The following is a 24,796-nucleotide window of genomic DNA, read 5'->3' on the forward strand; positions in this document are numbered from 1 at the left end:
TTTCCTTTATGTCTTTTGGTAAATATAATAATTTCATTGGTGTTGAACAGGCGCTTCTTTCCAAGCTTCTATTTATAAGTTGCCACAATCTTCGCTCAGCCCCTTTACAATAGTAACACCTAGAAGAATCAAAAGAGCTGGATGGTACCCGTAGAATACCACCCAGCTCTTTATATTTAGGCCGGAGATTAATCTAGGCCGTCGCTCGATTTATAAAACTGGAATTGAAAATCTGGTTCCACAAGGGTTGCAACTAACTCCACCACAACATAAGTCTCCTGATAGAAAGCTCTAAATACTTTCATCATTCTGTTGAATTCAGCGTCACCAGTATGTGACCCAAGCAAATCTTTATTGCCTATTACAATCCTATTCTTCCTTGCCCTGGTAGGAACTACATACATTAGGAAGAAGACTCAGTAAAGGGGTTTACATAATTGATAATAAAGACTCAATCTTATAATGCCTAGCAGCAATTCCTTCGAAAATAAAGCTACAAACCGCAATTTGTGCTTCTGGATCATTAGGCTCCAGACTAACAGAACAAGTATATCTACCTTCCTTGTTATTAAAAGTGAATGTTTTGGCTTCTCTTACGACGGCAAAAAAACCACCATAGGCATCAAAAGCCTTGGATTTAGATAATTTATAATTTTTAACCCTGTTGTTTGATTTCAAGCAGAACCCCTCTCCTACTCCTTTCAGATGATATTGATCAACTGTAATACATTTACCTGATCTTATACTTTTTAAAGACACATATACATCCAGATTCCTTTGTTCCAAAACAACATTCCTAAAAGTCTCAATTAAACTTTCCTCAACCTCCAAACCCTTCTCTGTGTAACTCCTTGCTTGTGATACTTCCATGACTTTAATTTATAATATGTTGATAATGTTTATATAATCTCACTTTAGTAAAGTTTTGAAATTTGAAATTTAAATTTTCACATAGATTACAATCTATTAATTATCAGAATTTTAAAACATTCAAATAAATACAAAAGCAAGAAATCAGTTGTATAAAACATGCTTAAAAATATTTTTCTCCGATTTTAAAACTTCCCCTACTCCATTTTATATAATACTCAGATTAGACACTGATTAGATGGAAAGTCAAATAGATTTAGAAACGATTATAATACTAGCTATCAACCTAGTTTTGGAAGAAGAAGAGAAAGAGGATGAGCATGAAAATAGTTAGGAACAAATGTTTGATATGGACTAGGGTATCCTCACAAGAGCAACTTGAAAATGGAAGTTTAAACACTCAACTCACATTGTGCACCGAATATGCCAGGAGTTTAGGGTTTTGTGTTATTGAACACGAATCTGCATATGAAAGCGCTAAAGCAGAAAACAAAAAATTCAAACAGATGATGAAAAAACTTACAGATAGGAAAAACAAGTTTGATGCTTTGATAGTCTTATCTGCTAGCAGATTTTCTCGATACTTACCACTGGCAAGCAACACTTTAATGGAGTTAAAAAAAGTAGGTATATATATTCATATTGTCAGAGGCAGGATGACCTCGGAAAACGACAAAGGAGTAATGGACATCTTTCAAGAGTTTCTTAGGGCAAATCAAGAGAACCATGAGCGGAAAGAAATCACTATCACTAGCAGGATGGCAAAATTAAAGCAAGGTGTATCCGCCAGTAAACCCCCGCTTGGGTATATAACTAGTAATAACAGAGGAAAGCTTGATGATAACAATATCCTTCTACCATCAATACAATTATGCCCAAAGAATGCACCGTTGATAAAAAAGGCGTTTAAACTTATTCTACAAAAAAGAACTCTAACAGAAGTTACAGCAGAGATAAATAGTTTTGGATTAAATATAAACAGAAAGTATTTAGGAGAACTACTTAGAAAACCAATTTACTGCGGCAAGTTGGTTGACAAAACATTGATGGACAAGGGAATTCCATTTGTGATGGGAAGGCATGAGAAATTAATCAGTATATCTGAATTTGATAAAGTTCAAAAACTACTTTCAAAAAAAGCACTTAAAAGGAAAAAGAAAACGAATGAGGAAGAAATCCCACTAAACGGTTTACTCAGATGTGATACTTGCCAGAAAAATCTAACTGGATATCTGACAAAGGGCATACCTTATTACAAGTGCAATCACGGTTGCAAGTTGAACATACCGGGAAAAAAGGTCCATAGGGTGAATGATAATTTGTTAAGCAGCCTACAACTTGACACAACATTCATTAAGGATATAATTAATCTTATTGAAATCAAGTACAAAGAGAAATATTCAGAAGCTATTCAAAAACAAAAAATCAAACGCAAAGAACTAGATAAGCTGGATAGTAGGCTTGAAAATCTTTTGCTTTCTAAACTGGATGGAGAGATCGACAACTCTACTTACAAAAAAATTAAGAATGATACAGAAAGCAACATAATAATTTTGCAGGATGAATTAAATGACATAAAAGTCCCCGAAGCTCAGTTGATTCATCAAAAAATAATTAACCTTATAAAAAACCCGAATACTCTTTACAATAGACTTAGTGTTTATGATAAGAAACCTTTTCTAAAAACAATTGCCATTGATGGATTAACTTACAACAAGAAGGATAACAAATTTAATAATATAAAAATAAACAGGATGTATAAACTCCATCCCTAAAAGGATGTTGCTCGTGGTCTGGCTGGTGAAGAAAAAAGTATTGGCATCTGGAACATTCGTTTCTTCGGTCATAATTTCAAAATTCAGCAGAACTTCAAACTAAATGCACTTGAACTGCTGTAGTATCTTGGTGACCTCCTCCGAGGACCACCTGTTCAATTCCTCCACTCTACCGTCAAAGGTGGTGGTGGAGAAAACAGCTTCAACCTTCAAATACTACCCACACTCTTTAGCCTTCTGCATCAGCTTTCCTTTTTTAGAGATGCACCATAAATGGCGATTATCGAAAAGATGGGTTTAATCATGCCTGCCTGTCAGGTATTCCTCCACAATGTAGTCGTTTCTGCTGCTGTCCCGGGCAAGCCACTTCACTACTTCTTCTCGAAGCTCTTCGCGCTGCCGAACCAAGGCATTGTATTGCTGATCAGTCACCTTTATATCTTCCCCTTTGTTCCGCTGCATATTGTATGGTACTGCTAGGATGTTTGTTTTGATTGATAAGGTCCGCCTTTTGGCTTTGTAAATTATTATCTCCTTAAGGTTTATCTATAGCCATCCCCTACGCTTATATCTGAGTAGCTGGAGGTGGCAGTCAGTCCTTGTAAGTAGCTGAAGCATTCTGTATTGTAAGGTCCTCATCCTTCGTACCCGGGTTATTATTTCCTTCCAGCTCCTTCTCGTGGATGGTGAACTACTTTGACGCGCTTTCACTTAGGCAGGAGGCATAGATCCACTCAAAGGTAGTTTCATCGGCGCTGGCCACGGGCCGCTCCTATATTTTATTCATATGCCAACGCCTCCTCTATTCGTTTGATGTTCCGCTCCATCTCCTGCAAGTCTAGCAGGCGCTCAGGCTTCTTCTTCAGCTTGGAGCGTTGGGCGCGTAGGTTGGTGAGGGACTTGTACAGAAGCCCCTTGTCCCTCGTGAGCGGTTCTTCTTTCTTGGCTTCAGGAAGGTACTCGTGCTCTTTGGCGTGCTCATACAGATCCCAGAGCGGCGTGATTTTATCAGATAAGTCAAGGATTCTGAACGCAAGCTCTTTGCGTTCATCCTGTTTGGTACTGATGCCCAGTTGGGCGTGATAGGCAGCCCTTGCGGAGATAAGAGGCCTAAGTTTCTCCAATACCTGCTCAGTGCCTTGGTGACAGGCTGAAGTGGTTCCTTAACAGGGCATAAATCTTCCAACTCCCGCACCAAGCGGTTCTGGTTGTAGAGTGTGGCACCTTGCTTAAAAAGGAATTTAAGCACGCTGCTGGAGTCGTGCGCCTCATACAGAAGCCTGCCGGTTTCAAAGTCTTGGTCAGAAGAAAGCCATTCCTGGATACCCATGAAGCAAAATTCAAGGATTCAGGAATGGCTAAAAAGGACGGCAATTGCCACGGGGTTTTAGGGAAGCAGGACCTTCGTAATAATCATTTTCCCTATTTAGAGCTGTATATAGTAACTGACTCTGGGTGTCCAGAAGAGTGAACGGGTTTATTTTTTATTTTTACAAATTTCAAATCCTTACTTGAATACACTTCTGATTGTTTTAAAATAGAATTATAAAATATAAAATAATTTTTTGTCCTGCCTACATAAAAGACTGAATCGTTACTTTTTAGGACTTCCTTTTCAAACCCTAATTCAATAGAAAACAAGCCTTTATTTTCATTTGTCACTATAGCCTCTTCTTTAGAATTTAAAACAACATAGCATGTAACAACAGAAAGTATAATAACATAAAATTTAACTGATTTTTCTAAATTTAGACCAGTAAAACTAGAATAAACATAGTCCAATTCATTTAAAACAAACATTATAAAAAAAGGGGAAAGAACCATCAAGACGGTATACTTAAGCGAATGCAAGTGACCGCTTACTATTGCATATGGCGCAGAAATCAAGATTATAAGAAATAAAGAAATGAGCAAAACCTTTTTTTTGTTCTTAAAATAGTTAAGATACCTTCTAAAAACGTTTTTCTCTTTAAGGTATTCGTTGTTGTCGCTTTGTTGAAATTGGCTACCCATAAGCCCAATATTTAAGATTTGTGCAATAAATCCAAAAACAAACCCAAAACCAATCAACAACAGAGAATCAAAAAAAAGAGTAAGCACCTCAGATATTTCTAGGTAATCAGTAATGTTAATGTTAAAATTTATATAAAAACAATAAATCTTTATCAATCCTATGGCAACAGCAAACACGCCAAATACCGGAATAAGGTCTTTAAGGCTATTTGAATTATCATTCATACCTACATTATTTTTTACAAGTATACTTTTTTTACATTCGCATATTTTTGATCTATCTCAAATAGCCAATTTCTTTAAGTAGCTGAACAACTTGAGATAAAAAATAAAAGGTATGTTGCTGTGGGCCTGAGTAACGCTGGTTTAATTTGAATTCAGCACTATAAAAACCATCAGGTTTTCTTGTATAAGCTAGTCTCCCTTCAAAATCAACCCCTGCCTCACTATCGATGAAATGGTATTTGCTATCTACCATAAACTTGTGAGTTCTATACCCTAGCACAACACCCATCATACCTAAGAATTCATTCCTATCCAGCCAACTTCCCATGGAGGCTTTCTCTACCCTGCAACTTAAAAGGGTTTGGCTTAGGTCATGATGGTCACCGAAAATCCTTAATAAGGCCTCAACCAACAATACTATTGGAACATGGATATTGTAGATATCAGATCTCCCTAAATTGGGGACTGATCTAACAGGCAGAGGAACTTTCTCTTTAGAGAACCTAAACAAAGCACGCAGATTAATCCTACCATGTGCAACCAGTTCTCTTAAAATATATTTCAATGTCTCACCTAGTCCTCCCCGCTGAAACATATTCCTAGCAAGTTCTTCACTGTTAGGCTCATCAAAGACAAATCCATTTACTACATCTTCAATTATAGCTTCAACAGCTTTTCTGTTATCAAAGAAGTGAATATGTCTACTAAAGAATTTGTCTAAATACCCGTTAAAATCTGTTCCTGCACCATAAATGTGCCGGAAGATATGTTCAATGTTATTGATGTCACACACAAACATTACCTTATCAAAGCCGAATTTATTTCCTTTCTCCACCCTTTCATCGAAGTGCGAGGCGAAAACGTTAAACAGCCTAAATATGTGATGCGGGTCAATCCTGTCTAGGTCATCAATGATAAGGATGTTTTCAATCTCGGGATCTGTAAGCTCCTTTAACTTAACCAGCATCCGTTTTATAAGCTCTGTGTAAATATTGCTTTCATAGATTGATCCCTCTTGTCTGAATACAGAGTCTAAGAATTCATCAGCATGACTTTGATCGGTTTTCTGTTCAGCTTTAAATTGCAGGAACTGGGTATGCAGGGTTTTGAATTCCTTGTAAATGTCATAGTAATCCTTTCCCAAAAAGGGGATCATCACTAAAAGGGGTGCAAGAATGTCAGCAGCATTATTGGCTATGAATGTACTAGCTAACATTTCGTCAATTATTTCCTCATTATCCAAGGGCACTTTATGGGTGATGATCAGTTCTACCAGAATGTCAAACTTGATGTATTTGAAAATATCCTCATTAGCCGCAACTGAGTAATTGACTGGTTTAAGGTAGATAGGATTGTACCTCTTTTTGCCAAAATTAGCCTGTTGGGTTTCATCAGAGAAGAAGTCTAAAATAAAAGATGACTTTCCTAGCCCATAAGCACCGGAGAATATTATCCGATCGTTGTGGGGCAAATTCAAATGATTTATGAATGGCTTATTTGGCTCATCAAAAATAAGGCGATAAACTGTGGGCTGTTCAGACATAGATTATGAGTGAGTTTGCCCCAAAATACGTAAGTATGCTGCCATTTCAGCAAGACTCACCTAATATAAGTTCTAAACGTAAACCAAACCTATGAAGAAGATACTCCATGAACTACTAAAGGCCTGGGCGGCCTTCCTCTTCGGCTATGGAGAGGAAGAATCGCCCAGAAAAGCGCAGATTGCCGCGCTGGTGGTGTTAGTGTTTATGTTATTGATATTTTTGGGTTAGAGGTAAAATCAACATAATAATCAATGACACAAGTATTTATATCATAATTCAAAAAAATCATATACTCCTTTTTGTTCGTTAAATATCACCATAATAATAGATCCTCTTACAGCAACTTTCTCGCTTACCATATCTGGTTTATTGGGGGAGTTGGTTGGAGTCATCACAAGTAATCGAATAGAGTCATTTTTTTTCATGTGTATTCGTTTATCAGGAATAATAGGTAGATATATTCGTTGATAATTGTCTCCATTCAAACTACAATAAACTACAATTGACTCTTTTTCAGTTTCATTCCTTAAAATGATATCTCTACCTATACGTGTAGGTGCTTTCCCCGATAATCTTTCAATTTGTGTTTGTGGAAACTTGTATTGTTTTTTTTCTTTAATCCCCCAATTAGAAACTTTTACTACTCTTCCATTAGATACACAGCTATTTAAAAAAGTAGTTATTATGATTAATATATATATATTCTTCATTGGACTTGATACATTATTGGCCTTTACCTAACATATAACCAGCTAAGGTCCCCAAAAGCCCTACAGCTGGTGCAATTTGCTTATCAGTAAATCCTGCAGTAATTAGGAGAATGATACTGATAATTATCACCGGGAAAGTTAAAAGTCTAACAATTGCCTCAGTTTCAAACTTATCTGGAGCCGTTTTTATCAAATAGATAATCATAATCATGATTAATACTCCGAAAATGAGTACACATGTTGATAAGTACTTGGATAATTCATAATTGTAATCCGATACTTCAATATCACCTGTTTTAGTATCATTTTCCGCATCTTCTCCTTTACTCCTCTCTTTTACAGGGGTAGCGCTTTCCAGCTTTTTCCTAAGGTTAGAGTCTAAAGGGCTAATTTTTGATTCTGTAGGATTTTGTCCAAAAGAAGAAACACTACATATCAAACAGACTGTTAGAATTATAAAATAAATTTTTACCATAAAAAATAAGTATAGTGTAATACTTTGTTAATATAACTATAAAAATATATTATTAAAATATTCTAATAAAAAACCCCAGCTATTAGCTAGGGCCTTAATACCAATTGAAAGTTAAAACTACTTCTTTTTACGCTTGGGAACCAGAAAACCCTTGAGTGCTCCCGCACTGAGTGTCCTGGCCTGCTCCAGCGTGATCTCCCGAAGGTCAACGGCGCCCACGTTGGGCACCTCAAACTTCACATGGTGGGTAGGCGCGATAAACTCCCGCGCCACCCCTTCCGGAAGCTTCACCTTGGCCATGCTTACGGAGTTACCACCGCATCAGCCTTCAACGGCAGCGCACCTTCATAGATGAGCAAGCCCAGCTGGTAACCGCTTACGGCGTAGGTCATCCCGCGCTTACCGCCACTCACTTTCGCGGTGGTGTAGCTTGGGGCAATCTTCACGCCCAGTTCCTTGGTGCCCCACTGCAGCTGACGGCCTTCCAATGACTTGGTGACCACAATGCACTGGTGGTTTTTGATGTGACGGGCAAACTCCGCCTTGATGGCATCATCCCCTGGGTTGAACATCTCACCGGTGATCTTACCGGACTCAGAGTCTTCGTCACCGATTGGCTCCAGCTTGAACTCCTGCGTGTCTTTGGTGGTGTACATCTGCAACCAGCCATACCCTGCCTTGAACGTGTGCGGCCCCGTGATGGTCACCGAGCTTCCAGCAGTGGCAGACTCCACCGGCTCTGCGATGGTGTTGAACCATGAGATAGGCGCCACGAACACGATACTGCGTATACCAGGCGCGCTATCTTTGCCTTGGTTATCCAACTTATATATAAAATACACTTCTTACGGCTCCTGTGATCTAGAATTGAAAAAGCCCACTCAGAAGGCTTGGACCTTTCTTCAATAGCAGCTTCACCAATACGGCACTTTTGGCTAAACCATTGGCGGAAACTTCTTCCTTAGTCTCAGGATGCTGGAATTTTGCAGCGAATACCGCTAGTTTTTAATCATGCGCCAAAACCGGCAGAGGTTCCTTTCTGAGCGGAAACAAGGTTCAGCTGCTGGTTTAAATCAGCGATGACAGTCTTCTGCTTATTCCATCCTATGCAAATTCTAGTTTCAAATAAACAGATGTTCATGATCATCATAGAAACTAATGATACTTTCCAGATCCTCTATGAAAAAGTTAGACATGAGTCCGCTAGAGGGTACTCCAGCGGACTTGTTCATATTAGACAGTGACACGTCCGCTTTTTTATTGCCGTAACTTGCTGCTATTGGGTTAATTATGCGATAGACCTAGTTAATCTTTTCGGTTCGACATCTTCAATCTTTATTTCATTTAAACAAATTACCAATAAATGTGTTATAACGAATTCTCAATTCAAAGAATTTGGAAACATTATCAAACTAGATCTATTTACGACTTGCTGTTCTACAATTTAAAAAAGACTGATTTGCTTTACAAAAACTCTATAAACCATTATTTTTTTCTCCGACAGAGCATTAATTAGTTATTATATTGTCCATATATACATCTTACCAATACAGTATCACCATTTTCTTTGTAATACAATCTTACTCCTTCAGCGTAGCTTTTTAAATATTCATCATTATTACATTCGATTAAATAATTAACAATTCTCCCACTGTTAGACTCAGCAATACACGACATACATCTTGTCCGCAGATAATCATCGTCATCGCTACAAGAAAAAATGAAAAGTAACATTCCAAAACATGAATACTTACTTCCAATATTTTCAAAAATACTTAGCGAAATATTCATAAACTCAAACCCCTCTTTTATAATTACAAGTCATCAAAGCATTTAATTCAAGTACTGATATTACAATTAACTTATTTATTTGGAATAATAAAGACTTAAACTTCCATCAGAGATAGTTCATAATCTAAAAAATTATCTCTATTTTTCATCATCTTCAGACTCCTTAGGAGAACTTTTAATCAATGATTTAGTACTAGCATTATCAACATTGGTAGCTGGCTTTGTCAAAGCTAACCCGAATACAATCTTTAAAGAAACACTTGGTATATACTTATTTATAAAGATATTATCATCATCGTAATTAAAATTCTTGACTGGCACTTCATCAATTATCAATTGGCTATTTTTTCCCTTATACTGATCAATAAAATAATCTCTAGGTTGTTTAACTGACATAAACTCAAACGAACCTAAAACAAAAATATTCTCATTCAGTTCATACCCTATTCCCAATCCTCCATCTATCTGCTCATTATATAGATTAGATTCTGCTGAGAATTGAGCAAGATTGACAACTGCTCCAACAGACCATCTTGCAGGTATTGCAAAAACCTGACCTCGGGTATTCGCTAGAGTCGCAGGTCCTGCAGGATTAACTTTTTCTCTGAGGAAGTAAGTTTTTACATTAAACATAACAGCAGTTGAAAGTACAACAGTGGCTGGAGAAATTCTTTCGAACTGTACTGTATAATTTGTTGGATTTATACTCATGTTGTATAAACTTCGAGTACCAAGGTTATATCCGAGACTAACTCCTAGTTTAAGTGGATTTCCCAACTGTTCTACTTCTTCACCAATATTTTGTAAATGTTTTACAGAAGTACGATTTAAGCGAACATACTGACCATAGGATTCTGAGCAAATTAAAACAAATGCAATAAGACAAAATAAAACTTTACTAACATTAGTCAGTAGACCTATTAGCTTTTGAGATTGAGTATAGTTAAACATATAGAATTTTGTTTATAAGGTTATTAATATATTTATGTCATTTTAAACATTTTTAAATTAAAATACAACAAATTTTCTAAAATATAATTATATATTTTTTTTGTAAAAATCATTTATATTTTTATACTATTATGTCATTAATAAGCAAATACCTATATATTAATATGATTTTTCCTATCTTCTTATTAAATCAGTTAATCAAGATAGCTTTTTGAATCCATTAATCAACTTAGAAAATTTATATTAATAAATCAATCATCAATTAATATTATAACTACTATATCAAGAAGTAGCCAAACTTATTAGTTATATGAGTTTAGTTGACCCCTCGATTGGAACAAATTACTAGTTTTGGAATATGGCATTCCTTTTAGTGCATATTCCCCTCTTATTCCTCCACTCGTATTGTATCAATAGATTCAATACTTTGAGATAGGAAAGATAACATAAGGCAAGTATGTGCGAAGCTTAGCAACTAAGCTACTCCCATTGCAGGGTACCTTCCCTTGAAAAGCATCTGAATCAATTATTGAAACAGCTTCAAGCTATATAGAACAATCAGTTCTTACTTTGTTATTTTGTACTAGGTTGAAGCCAAAATTAGAAGATGAATTAACCGCATTTAAAAGAATAGGTCTTCATGATCATCATAAAATCTGATGATTCTCTCCAAATCTTCCACAAAAAAGTTCGACATGAGTCCGCTTGAGGGTACTCCAAAAGCCTTGTAAACGAAAGTTTGCAAGGCTTTTTTGATTTTAGGCTACGATACAGGGACAGTATAGATTCTTTTAGTGCTAGTTAAATACGAAGCTAAGGAGTATCGCTTAGAAATTTTAAACGTGGAATCCCTTAGAAGTTTGAATTCCCAAAGTCATGTATAGTATATTCGTTAGCCCAGTTACGTTTATCCGACCAACGGTAACTGGTTAAACGTATGTTTGACTCTGTATATAGCGCAGATAAACGTATGTTGTCGTTTATACAGTAGTTGTGGTACATAGAAATTAAAAATATGAAAATCTGTTTCGCTTTACTTCTTGCCTTTTTGTTCTCAGATAGCGGAAAAATAACTGAAGTAAAGGGAACAATAGTTGACGAGTTTGGGGAGGCGGTTCCTGGTTGTCAAATTACAGTTGGCACATCAAAGACTGAAGTTATAACTGATGTTGAAGGCAAATTTCAAATTAGAACATCAATGAAGAATAGGCAACGCTTCGACATTGTAATAAGAACCGCATATAGTCCAAGCATAAGAATTGCCAATATTCAAGCAAATCAAGATACTGTAGACTTAGGGAAATTTATTTTGGTTTATAATAAAGAAATAAAAGTTGATGATTATGCAAAGCTATCAAATGAAGAACAGGCAAAAATGAAACCACTTTATCACTGGTCTACCCTTATCGCTTATATTGACACAACCCGAATGAATCTAAACTCTAATACTATTCCCTGTCCTTATAATTGGAAAAAGAGCATAAATTTTCAGTATAGCAGTAAAGAAAATGAAGTGATGGTTGATTTTGCCCAATTAGCAAATTGCAAATAAAACTACGTACCACAACAACACCTAAACGGCAGTCTCGGCCGACGGCCTCGCCCGTCGTTTAGCTTAGTGCGTTGGGTGCAATGCATAAAAAACAAAATGAAGCAAAAACGATTTACTCTCCTTTTTACCTTTTTCGCCTTTCTTACCTTCACAAGTCAGGCACAGACTCTAGAAGAACTGACGACTATCGAACATAAATACAAAGTTTGTTTGGACCGAGGAACTAACATGCTTGGTTGCTCCCAATTATATTACAGCCAAATGGACAGTTTGTTAAATGTAGTCTACAACAAGCTTCGAAGACCACTTGACCCATCTGGAAAAGCTGCACTTAAAAATGAGCAACTAAAATGGCTCGGGAAAAGAGATGCATATTTCAAAAAGGTTGACAAGGAATACGCAGCAGAGAACAGCAATGGGTTCGCTGGTAATGACAGCAGAATGATAGCTATAGATGATAAAGCTCAATTCGTAAGGAAAAGAGTAGAAGAATTAATTAAGAAGCTAGGCAATAGTTAAAAGAAGCACTAAGCCCAACATTGCGCATCAGCCATGCTAGAACGGACGGCCGCGCACGTTGTTTATGCAAGGCGTTGGGCCATATTCCCCATCATACGATTTTGAAACCGATTAGCGCTAAGGTATGACAACTGCCACCTTTGGAGCGCTTAACAAAAATGTTATGATTGGTTCTGAAGCTATCAAGGAGAGTGGCCGCTCACGTTCACGAAGGAATGAACCTTTATAGAACACTTACAAAAGAATTGCACTTCTGACCAGTAGTACACCAAGCAGAAAGCCATTTACGCCATCAGGTACAAGCCTCCGGCTCTTTTGTGCAAACTATCGCCAGTTCCCTGTTTTCCCTAAGAGTTTCTCTAAGTTTGGAATGAATTTCAGGCAAGCCTCAAAGTTACTGTAGTACTTTTCTTTGTCTACCTTGAAGTAGAAGGCGCCTTTTCTGGAACGCTTTTTCTCTTTGTCCTTCTGCCGCACCAGCAGGCCAGTGGAGAGTACTCGCCGGGTAAAGTTCCGTTTGTCAAAGGCGGAGTCATACAGCTTTTCATAGAGGGTTTGCAGTTGCGGAAGGGTAAACTTCTCGGGCAACAACTCAAACAAAATAGGGTGTAGGGCTGCTTTATAGCGTAAACGTGTCAGCGCCATTTCCACCATAGAATTATGGTCAAAAATCAAGCTTGGCATCTCGCTTAGCAGAAACCACTCGGCGTGGTAATCAGAGCTTAATTGAGCCTCATATTTTTGGATGTCAATCAAGGCAAAGTACGGAACAGAAATAGTGCGCTCCACAGGATCCCGGTTGGGTTCCCCGAACGCCGAGATTTGCTCCAGGTACACGCCCTCCAACCCTGTAAGTTGTTTCAGAACGCGCTGGGCACCCGCTTCCAGGCTCTCACACGGCTGAACAAAGCCTCCCATCAAACTCCACCTATGTTTTTCAGGCTCAAATCCCCTCTTTATCAATAAAAGTTTGAAGTCATCTCCGTCAAACCCAAATATGATACAATCAACCGCAACATGAACCCTAGCTTGGCCTAAATACTTCATCCTTCCGCCAGTAGCTTTCGTTTGCTGGGTTCCATCTTGCTGATACGATAGGTTGGGTTCAAGCTTCACCATAGCTGTTTATTTAAACTATCCTGTTCAAGTGAATTGCAGTTGAATTTTCCCGCTGACGGGAATTAAGTTTTTACTCTTGATTAAGGCAAGGATTGGCAGTTGGCTAAATCCAAGCGCTAAGCTCTTCTTGGCTTAACAAAGCCTGACTCTTGAAATTTCACTCATCAAAATGTACCAGAATACCCATCATGTAAGCCCTGAAGAATACATCCCTCAGCTTTCTTGAGCACAGCAAGGCCATTCTCACTGGGAGTAAGTCCTTCCAGGAGCATGGTTGAAGGTGTATTCCTTACAAATGAACCGACGGCTACTTCTTGGTGTGAATAGCCGTCGGTTCATTTGTCAGTTCTTAGATGTGTTGCTTATCAAGTAGGGGTATGATCACTTCTTAGCTTGGGGCTTGAGGAATTTATTAACATCCAGCCAGTGCATGAAGGCATCGAACCAGCGGTTGCTGGTTTTGTCTGGGTTACCGAGGCCGAAACCGTGGCCTCCGTTCTGGTAGAGGTGGAACTCCACTGGAATGCCTGCTTTGTACCAGGAATCAATCACCCCAAACTGGCCGCGGAAAAGGAAATCGTCGGTGGCAATCACGTTGAACATGGGCGGAGCGTTCTTGGGCACCTCCACCGGACCCATACCGCCGTAGATAGGGCCGATGAAGGCCAGCTTCATAGTCTTGGAATTGAGGGTAGAGTGCATGGTGAGACCGGCACCCGCCGAAAAACCGATCATGCCAATTCTGCCCGTATCCACACCCCATTCCTTGGCCCGCTTAAGAATCAGGGCATAGGCAGCTTCGGCATCCTCCAGCTGGTTCGTTAGGTCTAGTTGGGGCATGCTGGGCGGGGTGGCACTTGCCGAGGCAGTGGTGGAGGGGGCTGGGGCATTGCGGGGTCGGTCCATCCAGGCCTTGAAGTCCTCCAGCGATTCCGGCGTGGGGTGCAGCCGGTACTTCAGCACGAAAGCAGCAATTCCTTTATCAGCCAGTGCCTGGGCTACTTCCCAGCCCTCATTGCTCATGGAGAGCCACCGGAAACCGCCCCCGGGTGCAACAATCACGGCTGTGCCATTCGCCTTACCAGGCGCAGGCAGAAAGGGCGTCAGGGTTGCAGTGGAGATGTTCCGCGCCATAGGATCGCCCCACTGCTTGAACCAGGTCTCGGGGGCTTTCTGGTCATCCACCCCGCCCGTACCTAGCGGAATGGCTTTGGGCTCGGCAGGGGTTTTGAGTGGATAAATGGTACCGTCTTGCGCCGTTGCTGGGGCAGCGAAAATGACGCAGGTGGCCAAAAGAAACGCTTTAGCGAAGTTTATGGGTCTATAAGCCATGGAGAGATAATTTATAGGTGAGAACTTTATAAGTTATTTTGTTAGGGTTTTCATGTATGCATTACTGAGAATCGATGGTCTGATACATGGCTTTGCCTGCCCTTCGGTTATTGTACCTTAGTGAAGCAAAATGAGAGTAAACGATGCCCTTCTACTGGGGAAGTGCATCATTTGCCGAGGTGGCGTACAAACCAATCAAAGTACCCGTAAAACCGCCGGCCACATTGGTGGAGAGAATGTCACCAGAAACAGGGCCGCCCAGATCCACAAAGTCTTTTCCGTTGGTGGAGTAGCTAAACTGGTAGGCATCCCCTTCGGCTTTTACCCGAAGTTGGATAGGCTTCCTGGCATCTATTTTCTGGCTACCAATGATTTTGGAGGCTCCTTTCTCGGTTCTTTCCAGCACCAGATAAGAGTCATTTCCTTTTTTAGTGAGACCAAACACGTAGTTGAATTTCTCGCTTTGCACCAACGCAATCCCCGCCAGATCCTTTTCTGATGCAGGCTTGTAATCAAGGGTGGTAGTATAGGAGAAACTGTTGTGCTGCTGACGAAGGAAGAGCGTTGAAGTAGGTTTAAGCTCCTTGATGTTTGCCGGGAAGGGGTTGATCTGCAACCCTTTCTTTGATTGAGAAATAAACGCCTCGCGGGGCCCTCTCAATCCCACCCAGCGGTAATCTAAGTTTTTAGAAGTAAAGTTGTCAGTGAAGGTGAAATTGCCGTTGGGGAAGAAACCTTCTTTTCCGGTTTTGTTCACCACTCCTGCCGGGGTTTTCAGCTTTGGCTCCAGCGGAACAAGGCCATTGACGAAAATGGGGAACTCACCTGACCAGTCAACCGGCAAGATAAACGTCTCGCGGCCAATGTTGACTCTGTTCTTCTCATTTGGGCGGATTGCCAGGAACACGCCATAGTATTTGTTATCGGGACCTTGCACCAGATCGGCGTGGCCGGCCCAATCCACCTTGTTTGCCCGGTTGGGATTCAAACTTCTTTGAGACAGGATAGGGTTGTTAGGAGCCGGGGTAAAGGGGCCCATGGGAGAATCGCTCACGAACACCACTTCGCTATGGTTCCCGCCTGTACCGCCTTCGGCGCACATCAGGAAATACCGTCCGTTCTTCTTGTAGATATGCGGAGCCTCAATCCAGATGGGTTTTTTCGCGAGGTCTACCCCACCGTTTACTATGATCTTGTCGGTTCCGGCAATGACCTGGTCCTTCTCAAGGTCATATTCCCACACTTTGATCACGCGGTGGCCTTCATACAGTTCTGTTCCTTTATCCGGGGCATCATTGTGCACCACATAGGCTTTCCCGTTGTCATCGAAGAAGAGGGAAGGATCTATCCCGCCAAATTTCAACTTATACGGATCACTCCATCCTTTGGCCGGGTCTTTTGATTTCACCACAATGTTCCCCGCCCCTCCGGCAAATGCCGTCACAATCATATAGAACGTGTCATTGTTAGGGTTATACTCAATGTCCGGGGCATACACACCGGCGCTGATTCCTGTGTCATGCACATCCAGCTGCGAAACCCGGTCCAACACGTTCCCGATCTGCGTCCAGTTGACCAGATCCTTAGAATGGAAAATAGGTACCCCGGGGAAAATGGCGAAGGACGAGGCCACCAGATAGTAGTCGTTGCCTTTGCGGGTGATGGCAGGATCTGGATACGCTCCCTGCAAAATAGGATTGTAAAATTCCCCCTCCTTCAACGGGTAGTCCTTATAGACTTTATCGTTGCCTTCATAGACAGAATTAGAAAACACCGGGGCGTTTTTAACCTTCTTTGAACTCTGGCTGTTTGCCTTGAACCCTATACAAGAAAACACGACCACAAGAGCACAGAGCAAGGCTACCCGGCCATTTCTAATAGGAGCAAATCCAAATTTGATTCTCTTCATTTTTAAATATTAGCTGTTTGGTTTTAAGCGTATTTTCCTGAAAACTCTCCTAAAACAGGAGTGCAGGAAAAGGTAAATTGGTATACTTCTCAAGATTTCACGTTAGCAACCCTTCACTTTCAGGAGGACGAAGGACGATGAAAAACACGTTGACAGTAAGTAAAGCCATTCCTGCTCTTACTTAGAGGCGAATCTCCACCAGTCAAAGTTGAAGAGAGCCCCCTGCCCTCCCTTGAACACCAGATACAGATCCTTCACCCCGGTCGCACCCTTAATTTTGCCTGCGGCGGTTTTCCACTTCAGTTCTCCCCCGGTGCTTTTCACCGGACAGGTACCCACCAGTTGGCCAGAGGGGCTGTCCAGGCGTACCTCAATTCTTCCGCCTGTACCACCCGCCGCCACAGAAGCCTGGAACGATTTGGCACCCGCTCCGAAGTCCACGGATCTTACTTTGATGTAGTCACCCTCCTGAATATCGGTCACGTAAACTCCTGTGTTGCCTTGTGTCTTGGTTTCCACGCCCTGCATCCAGGCACCTGTTTCTGCCTCGGTTTTCTGAAAAGGGTTCAAAAACGCCGCACTGGTGGTCACCCCCTCTTTGGTGGGTAAAATCCTGGGAATGGTCCCATCAGGGTTAAAGGAAAACTCCTCCACGGCTACTGATCGTCTGAAGCCTCCCCCGTTGGGCAAAGCACCGTTGTGGTAAAAGAGATAGGACTTCCCTTTGAAATCAACCAAACCCGGATGGTTGGTAAATGCCCCGCCTTTTTTGATCACGGTCATGATCGTGTCCCGGTAAACCCATGGCCCGGTAGGGCTGGTGCTGGTGGAGTAAGCCAGGTGCTCGGGCACCCCGCCGGCCGCATACAAGAGGTAATACAAACTGCCTCGCTTGTCTAACCAGGGACCTTCTTCGTAAGAGGTGGTTCTTTGGGTGTTATTGGGCCGTACCGCGAAGCTCTCCTTCGTTAAAGGAACCTCTACCACGCCAACCTTCTGGTCATAGGAAACCATGTCCTGGTTAAGTTTCACATACCACAGCTTGGGGTTTCCCCAATACAGATATGCCTGCCCGTCCTCATCAATGAATGCCGTGGGGTCAATGTCTCCCCACTGGTTTGTGATCAACGGTTTTCCGATGGCGTCTTTGAAAGGTCCGGTAGGGCTGTCTGACACGGCTACGCCGATGACTGGTCTCTTCAGCGTTTTGTCTGTGGCTGTCACGTACCAGTAGAACTTCCCGTTTCTGGAAATGCAGTGCGAGGCCCAGGCATCTCCGCTGGCCCACTTGAACGTCTCAAAGGATAATGGGCTACCATGGTCCGTCCAGTTGACCATGTCTGCTGACGAATAAACCCGCCAGTCGTTCATCCTGAAGTAGGTGGCCGTATCCTCGTCATGGCCGGTATACAGGTACACTCTGTCTCTGTGCACCAAGGGAGCCGGGTCAGCCGTGTAGATGGTCTGGATAATAGGATTCTGTGCCCGGGCAAAAAAAGTGATCAGGCAAAGAACCCACATCCAAGAGATGACTTTGAAAGGAATCTTCATTTTACGTCTGGTATTTCTGAAAGCCACCCTCCCGTGACTTTATCTTTGTTGCAAGAAATAGTGGCTACTCTGCCTTTGTGATCTGGTCCTGAATGCGGAAATAATCAAAATCTACCTGGCCGCCCGGCGTTTTGGTGGCGTAGTTGAAAAGCCCGAAGCGGTAACCCATGAAATGCGGGATGGTGTAGGCCATCTTCAGCGGCGTGCCAATTTTGGTCCAGGTCTTTCCGTCCAGGCTGTAGAAGAAATTCGCCACGTCCTTCCGCTCCTTAAAATCGCATTCGGCTTTCAAATACACCTTGTTCTGCTTGAGTGGAATATGCCCAACTTCCTCCGGCCTGCCTGACTGGGCATTGACCATGACTATGGATTTGACCCCGTTTTCAGATTTCACCCCAACTAAGCCATACCGTTGCTGCAACAAGGCAAGCCCGGCAAAATCACCATCCTTCATCTTGGTCACATCTATCAAAGTGGAACCGGAGCTTTCCGGCCCGATGGTACGCTGGGTAAGGGTGTTCCTGGCCAGCAGAAAAGAGGTATCCACCCGGCCGGTGGTCAGGCTTAGGTAGCCTTTCCGCTTCGTGACGGACCAAAGCTTGTTATCGGGGTTGTGGTTCCACTGCCAAACTAAAGGCAGGGCCGCCTCGCCTTTCCTGCGGGTGAACTCATCTGAGGCCACAATGCCCGGCATCAGGCCTTTGCTGGCGGGCAGGTTCAGCTTATCCGGCGCTTTGCCGTCCACTCCCAAAACGGGCCAGCCGTCTTTCCAGGTAACCGGCACCAGGTACGGGATACGGCCCACGGCCCCATAGTCACGGAACAGGTACGCGTACCAGTCACCGCCCGGAGTATCAATCAGTCCGCCTTGGGCCACGCCTTTGTCCTGCAGGGCCAGCTTGCCTTCATAAGGGCCGGTTATCTTATCTGCGCGATGAACGATGACGGTGCGCATGCCTTCCTTGGGCCAGGCAATGTTGAACAAGTAATATTTCCCGTTCACCTTGAAAAGCTGAGACCCTTCGGCTTGAAGGTTGATATTAGGTCCTGCCGGAGCACTGGCATTATCAATGGGCACCCTTTCCGTGCCTGGCTTCACTCCCGAAAGATCTTCCCGAAGCTCAACCATTTTCAGGTTGCCGGCACCATAAATTAGATACACCTTCCCGTCATCTTCAAAGAAAATGGTATGGTCATGGTAAGACGGCCTGAAAGAAACAGCCTTCCAAGGACCTTTTTCGATGTCCTTGGTGGTGTACACATGGGTTTTCCCGGTGGTTTGCGCAAAAGTGGTCAGATAGTAGGTGCCCTTGTGGTACCGCAGGCTGCTGGCCCAGGAGCCTCTTCCATAGGTGCTTTTCCCATTTGTCAGGGTCATTTCATCTACATTGGCCAAGGTATCATAGGCGTAATTTACCAGTTGCCAGTTCACCAGGTCTTTTGATTTCATGATGGGCACACCCGGGCTCATGTGCATGGTAGTGCTGCTCATGTAATAGGTGTCCCCTACCCGGATCATGGCCAGATCGGGCACATCGGCGTGAATGATGGGGTTTTGGGCCCCTTGCCCCTGCGAGGAAAAGGTCCAGCAGAGGGAAAGTAGGGTAAGTAAACCTATGCGCGAAAGTTTGTTCATCATAGAAAGCTATGTTCCCTTTTAGAAAACTGTTATTCCACCCGAACATTTTTATACCCCAGCAAGGACAGCATCTTAGCCCCATATCTTCTTCCTAGCTTTCGGTACCCTTCGGCGGAGAAATGCAGTTGGTCGTCCACGGCCGGGCAACCTTCCGAAGAAATGATATGGGCATTTGGTATTACTTCGGGAAGCTTGGCGATGATGGCGTTCATGCTAGCGCATTTACCTCCTTGCTCCTTGCTTACCATCTCCCCGGCCAGCAAGGGCACTTTTTTGGGATTGAGGTTTAAGTCTTTGATCAGGTTGTCGTACACCCCTTTCACCTTGGTGGGCCAGGAGGCATCACCGGTGTTGGACTCTCCCTGGTGCATCAAAATGCCCTTGATGACTCCGTCTTTCTGGGCCAGTTTTGCCATTTCCACCAATCGGCCGTAGGGATTCTTGTCATAGGGTACCAGCGCCGCCGTCATCCAGTCAGGTGCCGTGGCCACATAGGATTGATAGGTGCCTTTTTCGAACAGCTCTATTTTGCAGCCTCCCACAGACACGTTGATCACCCCTACTTTAATATTATCCGGAAGGGTGGCGAGCAAGGTTCGGCCGAAGTAGTCAGCGGGGGTAAGACCGGTATTGCACCGGGCCAGCGGAGGGGTAGCTGGATACCATTCGCCTTTCTTTCTCCCCAGTTCGGGGCAGTCTACTGCTTCCAAGACTTTAAACCGGTTGTTGGCGGTAGTGTCCTGCGGCTCAAATTTGGCGTGTCCCTCCATGTTAGATTGCCCGAAGCACAGGAAGATGTAGAAATTGGGGTCCTGGGCGAAGGCCGCCGTGTGGATGGTAAACAAAATACCCAAAAGGGTGAGGCTTCTCTTAAAGTTCATGCTATTACTTATTAGGTATAATATGGATAATCAGTTGTTTCGGTTTAAATCGCCTTCCCACTTGTTCATTCAAAGCGGTACTCAACATTCGTTTCAGGGCTGTTTTCTGGAAAGTAGCTCCAAAATGAATATAAGAAAGATAAACAGGAGAAATCGGTTTTACTCCTTGAAAGCTTTGCTAATGAGCACAGATGGTTGGTGGTTTCTGGGTAAGCCTGAACAAGTCAGCCCATACTTCACTGTTTCTTACCGGTTCACCAGCACAATGCCTCCCTGCGGCTGAATGGTGACTTTCAGCTCACCGTTTTTGGCAACTTTCACTTTTTTGGTGTAGCTGGTGCCGTCCTTATTATCGCCGTAGAAAACAACCTCTTTTCCGGAAAACATGGGTAAACTGAGTTTCAGGTTTATGGGCTCAGCCTGGGCGTTCACGCCGGCCACGTACCAGTTGCTGCCATGCTGTCTGGCCAGTACGCTATACTTGCCGGGGTAGCCGTCCAGGAAGTGGGTATCGTCCCAGGTGGTGGGTACCTGCTTCATGAAATCAATCGCGAAAGCGGGGGCATCCTGCAGGTTATTGGGTGCGAGGGCGAAAAACTGAACTGGGTTCTGGAACAGCACCGATGTGGCCAGTTGGAACGCATCGGTGGTTTTCCGATGGTTACCCCCGTTGTTGGTGCGGTTATAGCGTTTGTTCAAGACCACCCCACCAAATTCCATGCTGCCCACAGCATTTCTGATGAAGGGGTGCAAGGTGGCACTGAAAGCCTCCCGGTCGTTGGAATGCTGGCTGAACATCAGGTTCTCGGAGGCTAGCACGGCTTCACTGCCCACATAATTGGGGAACATGCGCTCCCAGCCTCTTGGGAGGGTAGTGCCGTGGAAAACCACCATCAAGCCGTAGTCGTTGGCATCAGAGAGAATGTCTTCATAGAGGCGCATGGTTTCCTGCTTGTCTCCGCCGAAGAAATCGACTTTAATACCTTTTACCCCGTTTTGTTTCATCCATTGCATTTCCTTCTTGCGGACAATGGCAGTATTCATTTTGTTGAGAGGTGTTTGGGGGGCATCGTTGACCGTTCCGTTGGAGTTGTACCACAGAAAAACACCTACATTTTTAGACGCGGCGTATTTGATAAGCTCTTCCATGCGCGGATACCCAATATTCTTATCCCACAGGGCATCAATGAGAATGAACTGGTAGCCCAGCTGAGCCGCCAGATCTATGTACGTGACCTGGTCCTCGTATTTCATGCTTTGGTCCTGCCACATGATCCAGCTCCAGGTTCCTTTGCCGAAGGCATACTCCATGGAAGGCTCGTATAGCGGCTCCACCACGTCATACGGGATGGTGGTCTCCACAATGGGCTTCAGGCCCTTGCCTACCGTGATGGTACGCCATGGGGTAATTCCCGGAACGCCAATAGCGGCCCCGGTGCTGCCAAACCCGTTGTTCTCGGTGATATCCGGGAAAGCGATGGAGTACGTGCCATCAGCAGTTGGGTCACTAAGGTGAGACCCGCAGTAAAGCCCTCTGACGCCAGTCTCAGAAATAAGGGCCCAGTGGGCTCCTACCTTGAAAAGGCCCGGAAACGTGTAACCAAGCCCATGGGCCGATCTGGCAGCGATGTCCTGCTCTACCTGGTATCCTTCTTCATAGCTGGGCTTGGTTCTGGCAAACCCCACCATGGATTTGGATTGCGGCGTCAAAAAGCCTTTGGCCTGCTGGGGGAAATTAAAACCGGTTACTTCTTTCTCCACTACCAGAGCCCTAGGGTCTCCTTGCTCAGGTAGTTGGTACCGGAAAGCAATGTCATTGTTGCTCACCCTGAACACCACCTGCAGCACCTTCTTGTCTTTGTTCACAAACGAGCACTCCAGCTCATTGGCCAAGTAATGCACCTGTGACTTTTTGATTTTCTGTTGACTATATTTCTGGTCTATCTTGTTTTGCTTGGTGTCCTGCAGGGTAAGATTCTGAGAAAGATCAATCAGGTTGGTTTTCAGCCCCAAAGGCGAATTCTCCAGAATGGTTTCTCCCGCGTGCGTTACCCGGTAATGAGGCTGACCGCTTTGCAGAAATACCTCTACTTGTAGCTGGCCGTCGGGGCTTTTCACGGAAGGGTTCTGCGCCTGCGCCCAGAAAGGGACTATGAAAAGGAAACAAATGATTCGCTGTAATGGGCTTTTAACTTCTTTCAATCGCATACCTAGCTTATTGTTTAGCAGCCTGAATGATGGATTTCACCACCGCCTTGGGTTTGTTGTCTCGGTCGAACAGCAACGGGTAATCCGTTCGGCCGCGAACCGGCCAGCCGTTTCGCCAGGAGTCTTTATCACTTACTCCCCATAAGGTCACCCGGGAGATTTTGTCCTGATGCTTTAAAAAGAGCTTGAAGAAATCAAGATACCGCTCATTGAAGGCCTGGCTCACAGAATCTGGCAATCCATTGGGGTAAGGATTCATCTTTTGCTGGTATTCGAAATTGGCCGCCACATCGGCTCCTACGTTTCCGCCAGGCGAGGGTAGCACTGTCAGGTCCAGCTCCGTGATCATGACTTTTACCCCAAGGCCAGAGAAAGCCAGGATGCTTTTCTCAAACTCCTCCGTAGTAGGGAAGGTCAACCCGATGTGGCCCTGCATGCCTATCCCGTCTATTTTAACCCCCTGCTGCTGCAGTTCTTTCACCATCGCCACCACTCCGTCTCTTTTCTTGGGTATGGCCATGGAGTAATCATTGTAGTATAATTCTGCTTTAGGGTCGGCCTCTTTGGCAAACTGAAAGGCAAGCTTGATAAAGTCTTTCCCAATGATTTCATAGAACTTGCTTTTCCGCCAGGAACCATCATCCAGAATCGCCTCATTCACCACATCCCAGGTATGCACCCGCCCCTTGTATCGGCCCACCACGGAACGAATATGGGTCTTCATGCGCTGGATTAATACCTCCCTAGACACATCACGGCCCAAGCTATCGGTGAAAAACCACCGGGGTGCCTGTGAGTGCCAGACCAAGGTATGGCCATTGATCAGCATTTTGTTCTCTTCCCCAAACTTCACGAAACGGTCTGGCAGGTCAAAATTGAACTGGCCTTCCCGGGGCTGGATCATGCCGCTTTTCATGCAGTTCTCCGCCACAATTGCGTTGAAGTTCTCTTTTACTACCTGAATACCCGCCGCGTCCTGCCCTGTAATCTGCTGGGCATTTAGTGCTGTGCCAATATGGAACTTGTTTTTAAACGCATCTTTCAGGCTTAATTCACCGGAATCGGTTTTAGCAACCTTGCAGGCCCCACTAAAAAGCATGACGCTAAGGATGGCGACTTTTGCGGTGTTATAAAGTGTTTTCTTATTCATTTTCATAATTGGTTTTGCCAACGGAACTCCGGCTCTCAAGCTATTTACCTGGCGGCATGGCTAACGCTTTTCAGCACTTGACCTGCACTCGCAGTCTAATATACCCAAACTCCCGCATCCTCCTCCTTTACCAGAAGGTACAAAAATCAAATGTATCTAAGCAGCAGCAAAAGCTCCCCATAGGAGTGTTTCATTTCTTTTCCACGATGTTACATCCGTTACATCTCGTGTTACAAAAACTTAGCCTGATGTTACATTACCCATCTTAAAGCGCTAAAAACGCATATTTTACATCCAACAGGGCAGACGGAAAAAGGTTGGTGTAACTTGTTCGCAGGCTCTTGGTCAAAGGAGCAGCCAAGGGTCTGCGAACGCCACAACCTGGATAATTTGCCAGAGACTTCTCCCCTTTCGGAAGTGATCGGCCCGATGAAATTGAAGGGAGAAAGAGGTTATCGTTTCAGGCCTGCTTTCCTAAAACCAAGCCCAAAACAGATTCTTGCCTCAGGAAAAATTTCGGATTTTTCCTTGGCAAAAGAAGTCTGGTTTGAATAGGCTGGCTATCTCTTTGGCATTGGTGAA

At 43.5% G+C, this 24,796-nt stretch carries 22 protein-coding genes; 4 read left to right on the forward strand and 18 right to left on the reverse strand.

All coding sequences use genetic code 11. From position 1 onward, the window contains the following. Positions 1-429: 429 nt before the first annotated feature. A complete protein-coding gene (locus JT719_RS04830) occupies positions 430-870 on the reverse strand; it encodes a hypothetical protein (RefSeq protein WP_207431362.1) in 441 nt (146 codons plus the stop codon). Between the two features lie 320 nt (positions 871-1,190). Here JT719_RS04830 and JT719_RS04835 point away from each other — a divergent pair, with 320 nt between their 5' ends. Continuing rightward, the gene (locus JT719_RS04835; RefSeq protein ID WP_207431363.1) at positions 1,191-2,645 is read left to right on the forward strand and encodes a recombinase family protein; all 1,455 of its coding nucleotides are present in this window, start codon (positions 1,191-1,193) and stop codon (positions 2,643-2,645) included. A gap of 297 nt (positions 2,646-2,942) precedes the next feature. Here the strand turns inward: JT719_RS04835 and JT719_RS04840 are convergent, their stop codons facing one another. From JT719_RS04840 to JT719_RS04855, 4 genes are all read right to left on the reverse strand, one after another. Next, a complete protein-coding gene (locus JT719_RS04840) occupies positions 2,943-3,107 on the reverse strand; it encodes a hypothetical protein (RefSeq protein ID WP_207431364.1) in 165 nt (54 codons plus the stop codon). A gap of 317 nt (positions 3,108-3,424) precedes the next feature. Beyond that, positions 3,425-3,769, reverse strand: coding sequence for a hypothetical protein (locus JT719_RS04845; protein ID WP_207431365.1), 345 nt, complete (start codon positions 3,767-3,769; stop codon positions 3,425-3,427). 298 nt (positions 3,770-4,067) lie between these two features. Further along, the gene (locus tag JT719_RS04850) at positions 4,068-4,883 is read right to left on the reverse strand and encodes a hypothetical protein (RefSeq protein ID WP_207431366.1); all 816 of its coding nucleotides are present in this window, start codon (positions 4,881-4,883) and stop codon (positions 4,068-4,070) included. Between the two features lie 52 nt (positions 4,884-4,935). Then, on the reverse strand, positions 4,936-6,426 hold the full coding sequence (locus tag JT719_RS04855; RefSeq protein ID WP_207431367.1) for a P-loop NTPase fold protein: 1,491 nt from the start codon (positions 6,424-6,426) through the stop codon (positions 4,936-4,938). 91 nt (positions 6,427-6,517) lie between these two features. Here JT719_RS04855 and JT719_RS04860 point away from each other — a divergent pair, with 91 nt between their 5' ends. Next, a complete protein-coding gene (locus JT719_RS04860) occupies positions 6,518-6,655 on the forward strand; it encodes a hypothetical protein (RefSeq protein WP_207431368.1) in 138 nt (45 codons plus the stop codon). A gap of 41 nt (positions 6,656-6,696) precedes the next feature. On the opposite strand, the gene JT719_RS04865 is transcribed toward JT719_RS04860, so the two are convergent. The 5 genes from JT719_RS04865 to JT719_RS04885 form a co-directional block, all read right to left on the reverse strand. After that, positions 6,697-7,137, reverse strand: a complete 441-nt coding sequence (locus JT719_RS04865) for a hypothetical protein (RefSeq protein WP_207431369.1) — start codon at positions 7,135-7,137, stop codon at positions 6,697-6,699. 13 nt (positions 7,138-7,150) lie between these two features. Then, positions 7,151-7,612, reverse strand: a complete 462-nt coding sequence (locus JT719_RS04870; RefSeq protein ID WP_207431370.1) for a hypothetical protein — start codon at positions 7,610-7,612, stop codon at positions 7,151-7,153. A gap of 117 nt (positions 7,613-7,729) precedes the next feature. Next, positions 7,730-7,912, reverse strand: a complete 183-nt coding sequence (locus tag JT719_RS04875; RefSeq protein ID WP_207431371.1) for a hypothetical protein — start codon at positions 7,910-7,912, stop codon at positions 7,730-7,732. A gap of 2 nt (positions 7,913-7,914) precedes the next feature. Beyond that, complete coding sequence (locus tag JT719_RS04880; RefSeq protein ID WP_207431372.1) at positions 7,915-8,385, reverse strand: hypothetical protein; 471 nt, start codon at positions 8,383-8,385, stop codon at positions 7,915-7,917. A 1,156-nt stretch (positions 8,386-9,541) separates the two neighbouring features. Then, complete coding sequence (locus JT719_RS04885) at positions 9,542-10,354, reverse strand: hypothetical protein (RefSeq protein ID WP_207431373.1); 813 nt, start codon at positions 10,352-10,354, stop codon at positions 9,542-9,544. 1,015 nt (positions 10,355-11,369) lie between these two features. Here JT719_RS04885 and JT719_RS04890 point away from each other — a divergent pair. Both JT719_RS04890 and JT719_RS04895 read left to right on the forward strand, forming a co-directional pair. Beyond that, positions 11,370-11,906: a hypothetical protein gene (locus JT719_RS04890; RefSeq protein WP_207431374.1), complete on the forward strand. Its 537-nt coding sequence runs from the start codon at positions 11,370-11,372 to the stop codon at positions 11,904-11,906. A 228-nt stretch (positions 11,907-12,134) separates the two neighbouring features. Continuing rightward, positions 12,135-12,425 (forward strand): lysozyme inhibitor LprI family protein, encoded by a 291-nt coding sequence (locus JT719_RS04895; protein ID WP_278251848.1) that lies wholly within the window; start codon positions 12,135-12,137, stop codon positions 12,423-12,425. Positions 12,426-12,749: 324 nt separating this feature from the next. Here JT719_RS04895 and JT719_RS04900 read toward each other — a convergent pair whose 3' ends face one another. The 8 genes from JT719_RS04900 to JT719_RS04935 form a co-directional block, all read right to left on the reverse strand. Then, a complete protein-coding gene (locus JT719_RS04900) occupies positions 12,750-13,472 on the reverse strand; it encodes an NUDIX hydrolase (protein ID WP_207433267.1) in 723 nt (240 codons plus the stop codon). Positions 13,473-13,925: 453 nt separating this feature from the next. After that, positions 13,926-14,876 (reverse strand): alpha/beta hydrolase, encoded by a 951-nt coding sequence (locus tag JT719_RS04905; protein ID WP_207431376.1) that lies wholly within the window; start codon positions 14,874-14,876, stop codon positions 13,926-13,928. Positions 14,877-15,027: 151 nt separating this feature from the next. Continuing rightward, positions 15,028-16,785, reverse strand: a complete 1,758-nt coding sequence (locus tag JT719_RS04910) for a glycoside hydrolase family 43 protein (RefSeq protein WP_207431377.1) — start codon at positions 16,783-16,785, stop codon at positions 15,028-15,030. A gap of 177 nt (positions 16,786-16,962) precedes the next feature. Beyond that, positions 16,963-18,336 (reverse strand): glycoside hydrolase family 43 protein, encoded by a 1,374-nt coding sequence (locus tag JT719_RS04915; RefSeq protein ID WP_207431378.1) that lies wholly within the window; start codon positions 18,334-18,336, stop codon positions 16,963-16,965. A 64-nt stretch (positions 18,337-18,400) separates the two neighbouring features. Next, positions 18,401-19,975, reverse strand: coding sequence for a glycoside hydrolase family 43 protein (locus JT719_RS04920; RefSeq protein ID WP_207431379.1), 1,575 nt, complete (start codon positions 19,973-19,975; stop codon positions 18,401-18,403). Positions 19,976-20,004: 29 nt separating this feature from the next. Beyond that, positions 20,005-20,856: a sialate O-acetylesterase gene (locus JT719_RS04925; RefSeq protein WP_207431380.1), complete on the reverse strand. Its 852-nt coding sequence runs from the start codon at positions 20,854-20,856 to the stop codon at positions 20,005-20,007. 246 nt (positions 20,857-21,102) lie between these two features. Beyond that, positions 21,103-23,064 (reverse strand): glycoside hydrolase family 97 protein, encoded by a 1,962-nt coding sequence (locus JT719_RS04930; protein ID WP_207431381.1) that lies wholly within the window; start codon positions 23,062-23,064, stop codon positions 21,103-21,105. 7 nt (positions 23,065-23,071) lie between these two features. After that, a complete protein-coding gene (locus JT719_RS04935) occupies positions 23,072-24,214 on the reverse strand; it encodes an endo-1,4-beta-xylanase (protein ID WP_207431382.1) in 1,143 nt (380 codons plus the stop codon). Between the last annotated feature and the right edge of the window lie 582 nt (positions 24,215-24,796).

This window comes from Sabulibacter ruber, from assembly GCF_017355955.1.
In the GTDB taxonomy this organism is placed as follows: Bacteria; Bacteroidota; Bacteroidia; order Cytophagales; family Hymenobacteraceae; genus Nibribacter; species Nibribacter ruber_A.

Coding starts and splice junctions, on each gene's coding strand:
- JT719_RS04875 (WP_207431371.1), bottom strand. CDS start 7,912: ATGGCCAAGGTGAAGCTTCCGGAAGGGGTGGCGCGGGAGTTTATCGCG.
- JT719_RS04925 (WP_207431380.1), bottom strand. CDS start 20,856: ATGAACTTTAAGAGAAGCCTCACCCTTTTGGGTATTTTGTTTACCATC.
- JT719_RS04915 (WP_207431378.1), bottom strand. CDS start 18,336: ATGAAGATTCCTTTCAAAGTCATCTCTTGGATGTGGGTTCTTTGCCTG.
- JT719_RS04835 (WP_207431363.1), top strand. CDS start 1,191: ATGAAAATAGTTAGGAACAAATGTTTGATATGGACTAGGGTATCCTCA.
- JT719_RS04900 (WP_207433267.1), bottom strand. CDS start 13,472: ATGAAGTATTTAGGCCAAGCTAGGGTTCATGTTGCGGTTGATTGTATC.
- JT719_RS04910 (WP_207431377.1), bottom strand. CDS start 16,785: ATGAAGAGAATCAAATTTGGATTTGCTCCTATTAGAAATGGCCGGGTA.
- JT719_RS04920 (WP_207431379.1), bottom strand. CDS start 19,975: ATGATGAACAAACTTTCGCGCATAGGTTTACTTACCCTACTTTCCCTC.
- JT719_RS04870 (WP_207431370.1), bottom strand. CDS start 7,612: ATGGTAAAAATTTATTTTATAATTCTAACAGTCTGTTTGATATGTAGT.
- JT719_RS04930 (WP_207431381.1), bottom strand. CDS start 23,064: ATGCGATTGAAAGAAGTTAAAAGCCCATTACAGCGAATCATTTGTTTC.
- JT719_RS04865 (WP_207431369.1), bottom strand. CDS start 7,137: ATGAAGAATATATATATATTAATCATAATAACTACTTTTTTAAATAGC.
- JT719_RS04895 (WP_278251848.1), top strand. CDS start 12,135: ATGCTTGGTTGCTCCCAATTATATTACAGCCAAATGGACAGTTTGTTA.
- JT719_RS04855 (WP_207431367.1), bottom strand. CDS start 6,426: ATGTCTGAACAGCCCACAGTTTATCGCCTTATTTTTGATGAGCCAAAT.
- JT719_RS04890 (WP_207431374.1), top strand. CDS start 11,370: ATGAAAATCTGTTTCGCTTTACTTCTTGCCTTTTTGTTCTCAGATAGC.
- JT719_RS04860 (WP_207431368.1), top strand. CDS start 6,518: ATGAAGAAGATACTCCATGAACTACTAAAGGCCTGGGCGGCCTTCCTC.
- JT719_RS04830 (WP_207431362.1), bottom strand. CDS start 870: ATGGAAGTATCACAAGCAAGGAGTTACACAGAGAAGGGTTTGGAGGTT.
- JT719_RS04840 (WP_207431364.1), bottom strand. CDS start 3,107: ATGCAGCGGAACAAAGGGGAAGATATAAAGGTGACTGATCAGCAATAC.
- JT719_RS04885 (WP_207431373.1), bottom strand. CDS start 10,354: ATGTTTAACTATACTCAATCTCAAAAGCTAATAGGTCTACTGACTAAT.
- JT719_RS04905 (WP_207431376.1), bottom strand. CDS start 14,876: ATGGCTTATAGACCCATAAACTTCGCTAAAGCGTTTCTTTTGGCCACC.
- JT719_RS04935 (WP_207431382.1), bottom strand. CDS start 24,214: ATGAATAAGAAAACACTTTATAACACCGCAAAAGTCGCCATCCTTAGC.
- JT719_RS04850 (WP_207431366.1), bottom strand. CDS start 4,883: ATGAATGATAATTCAAATAGCCTTAAAGACCTTATTCCGGTATTTGGC.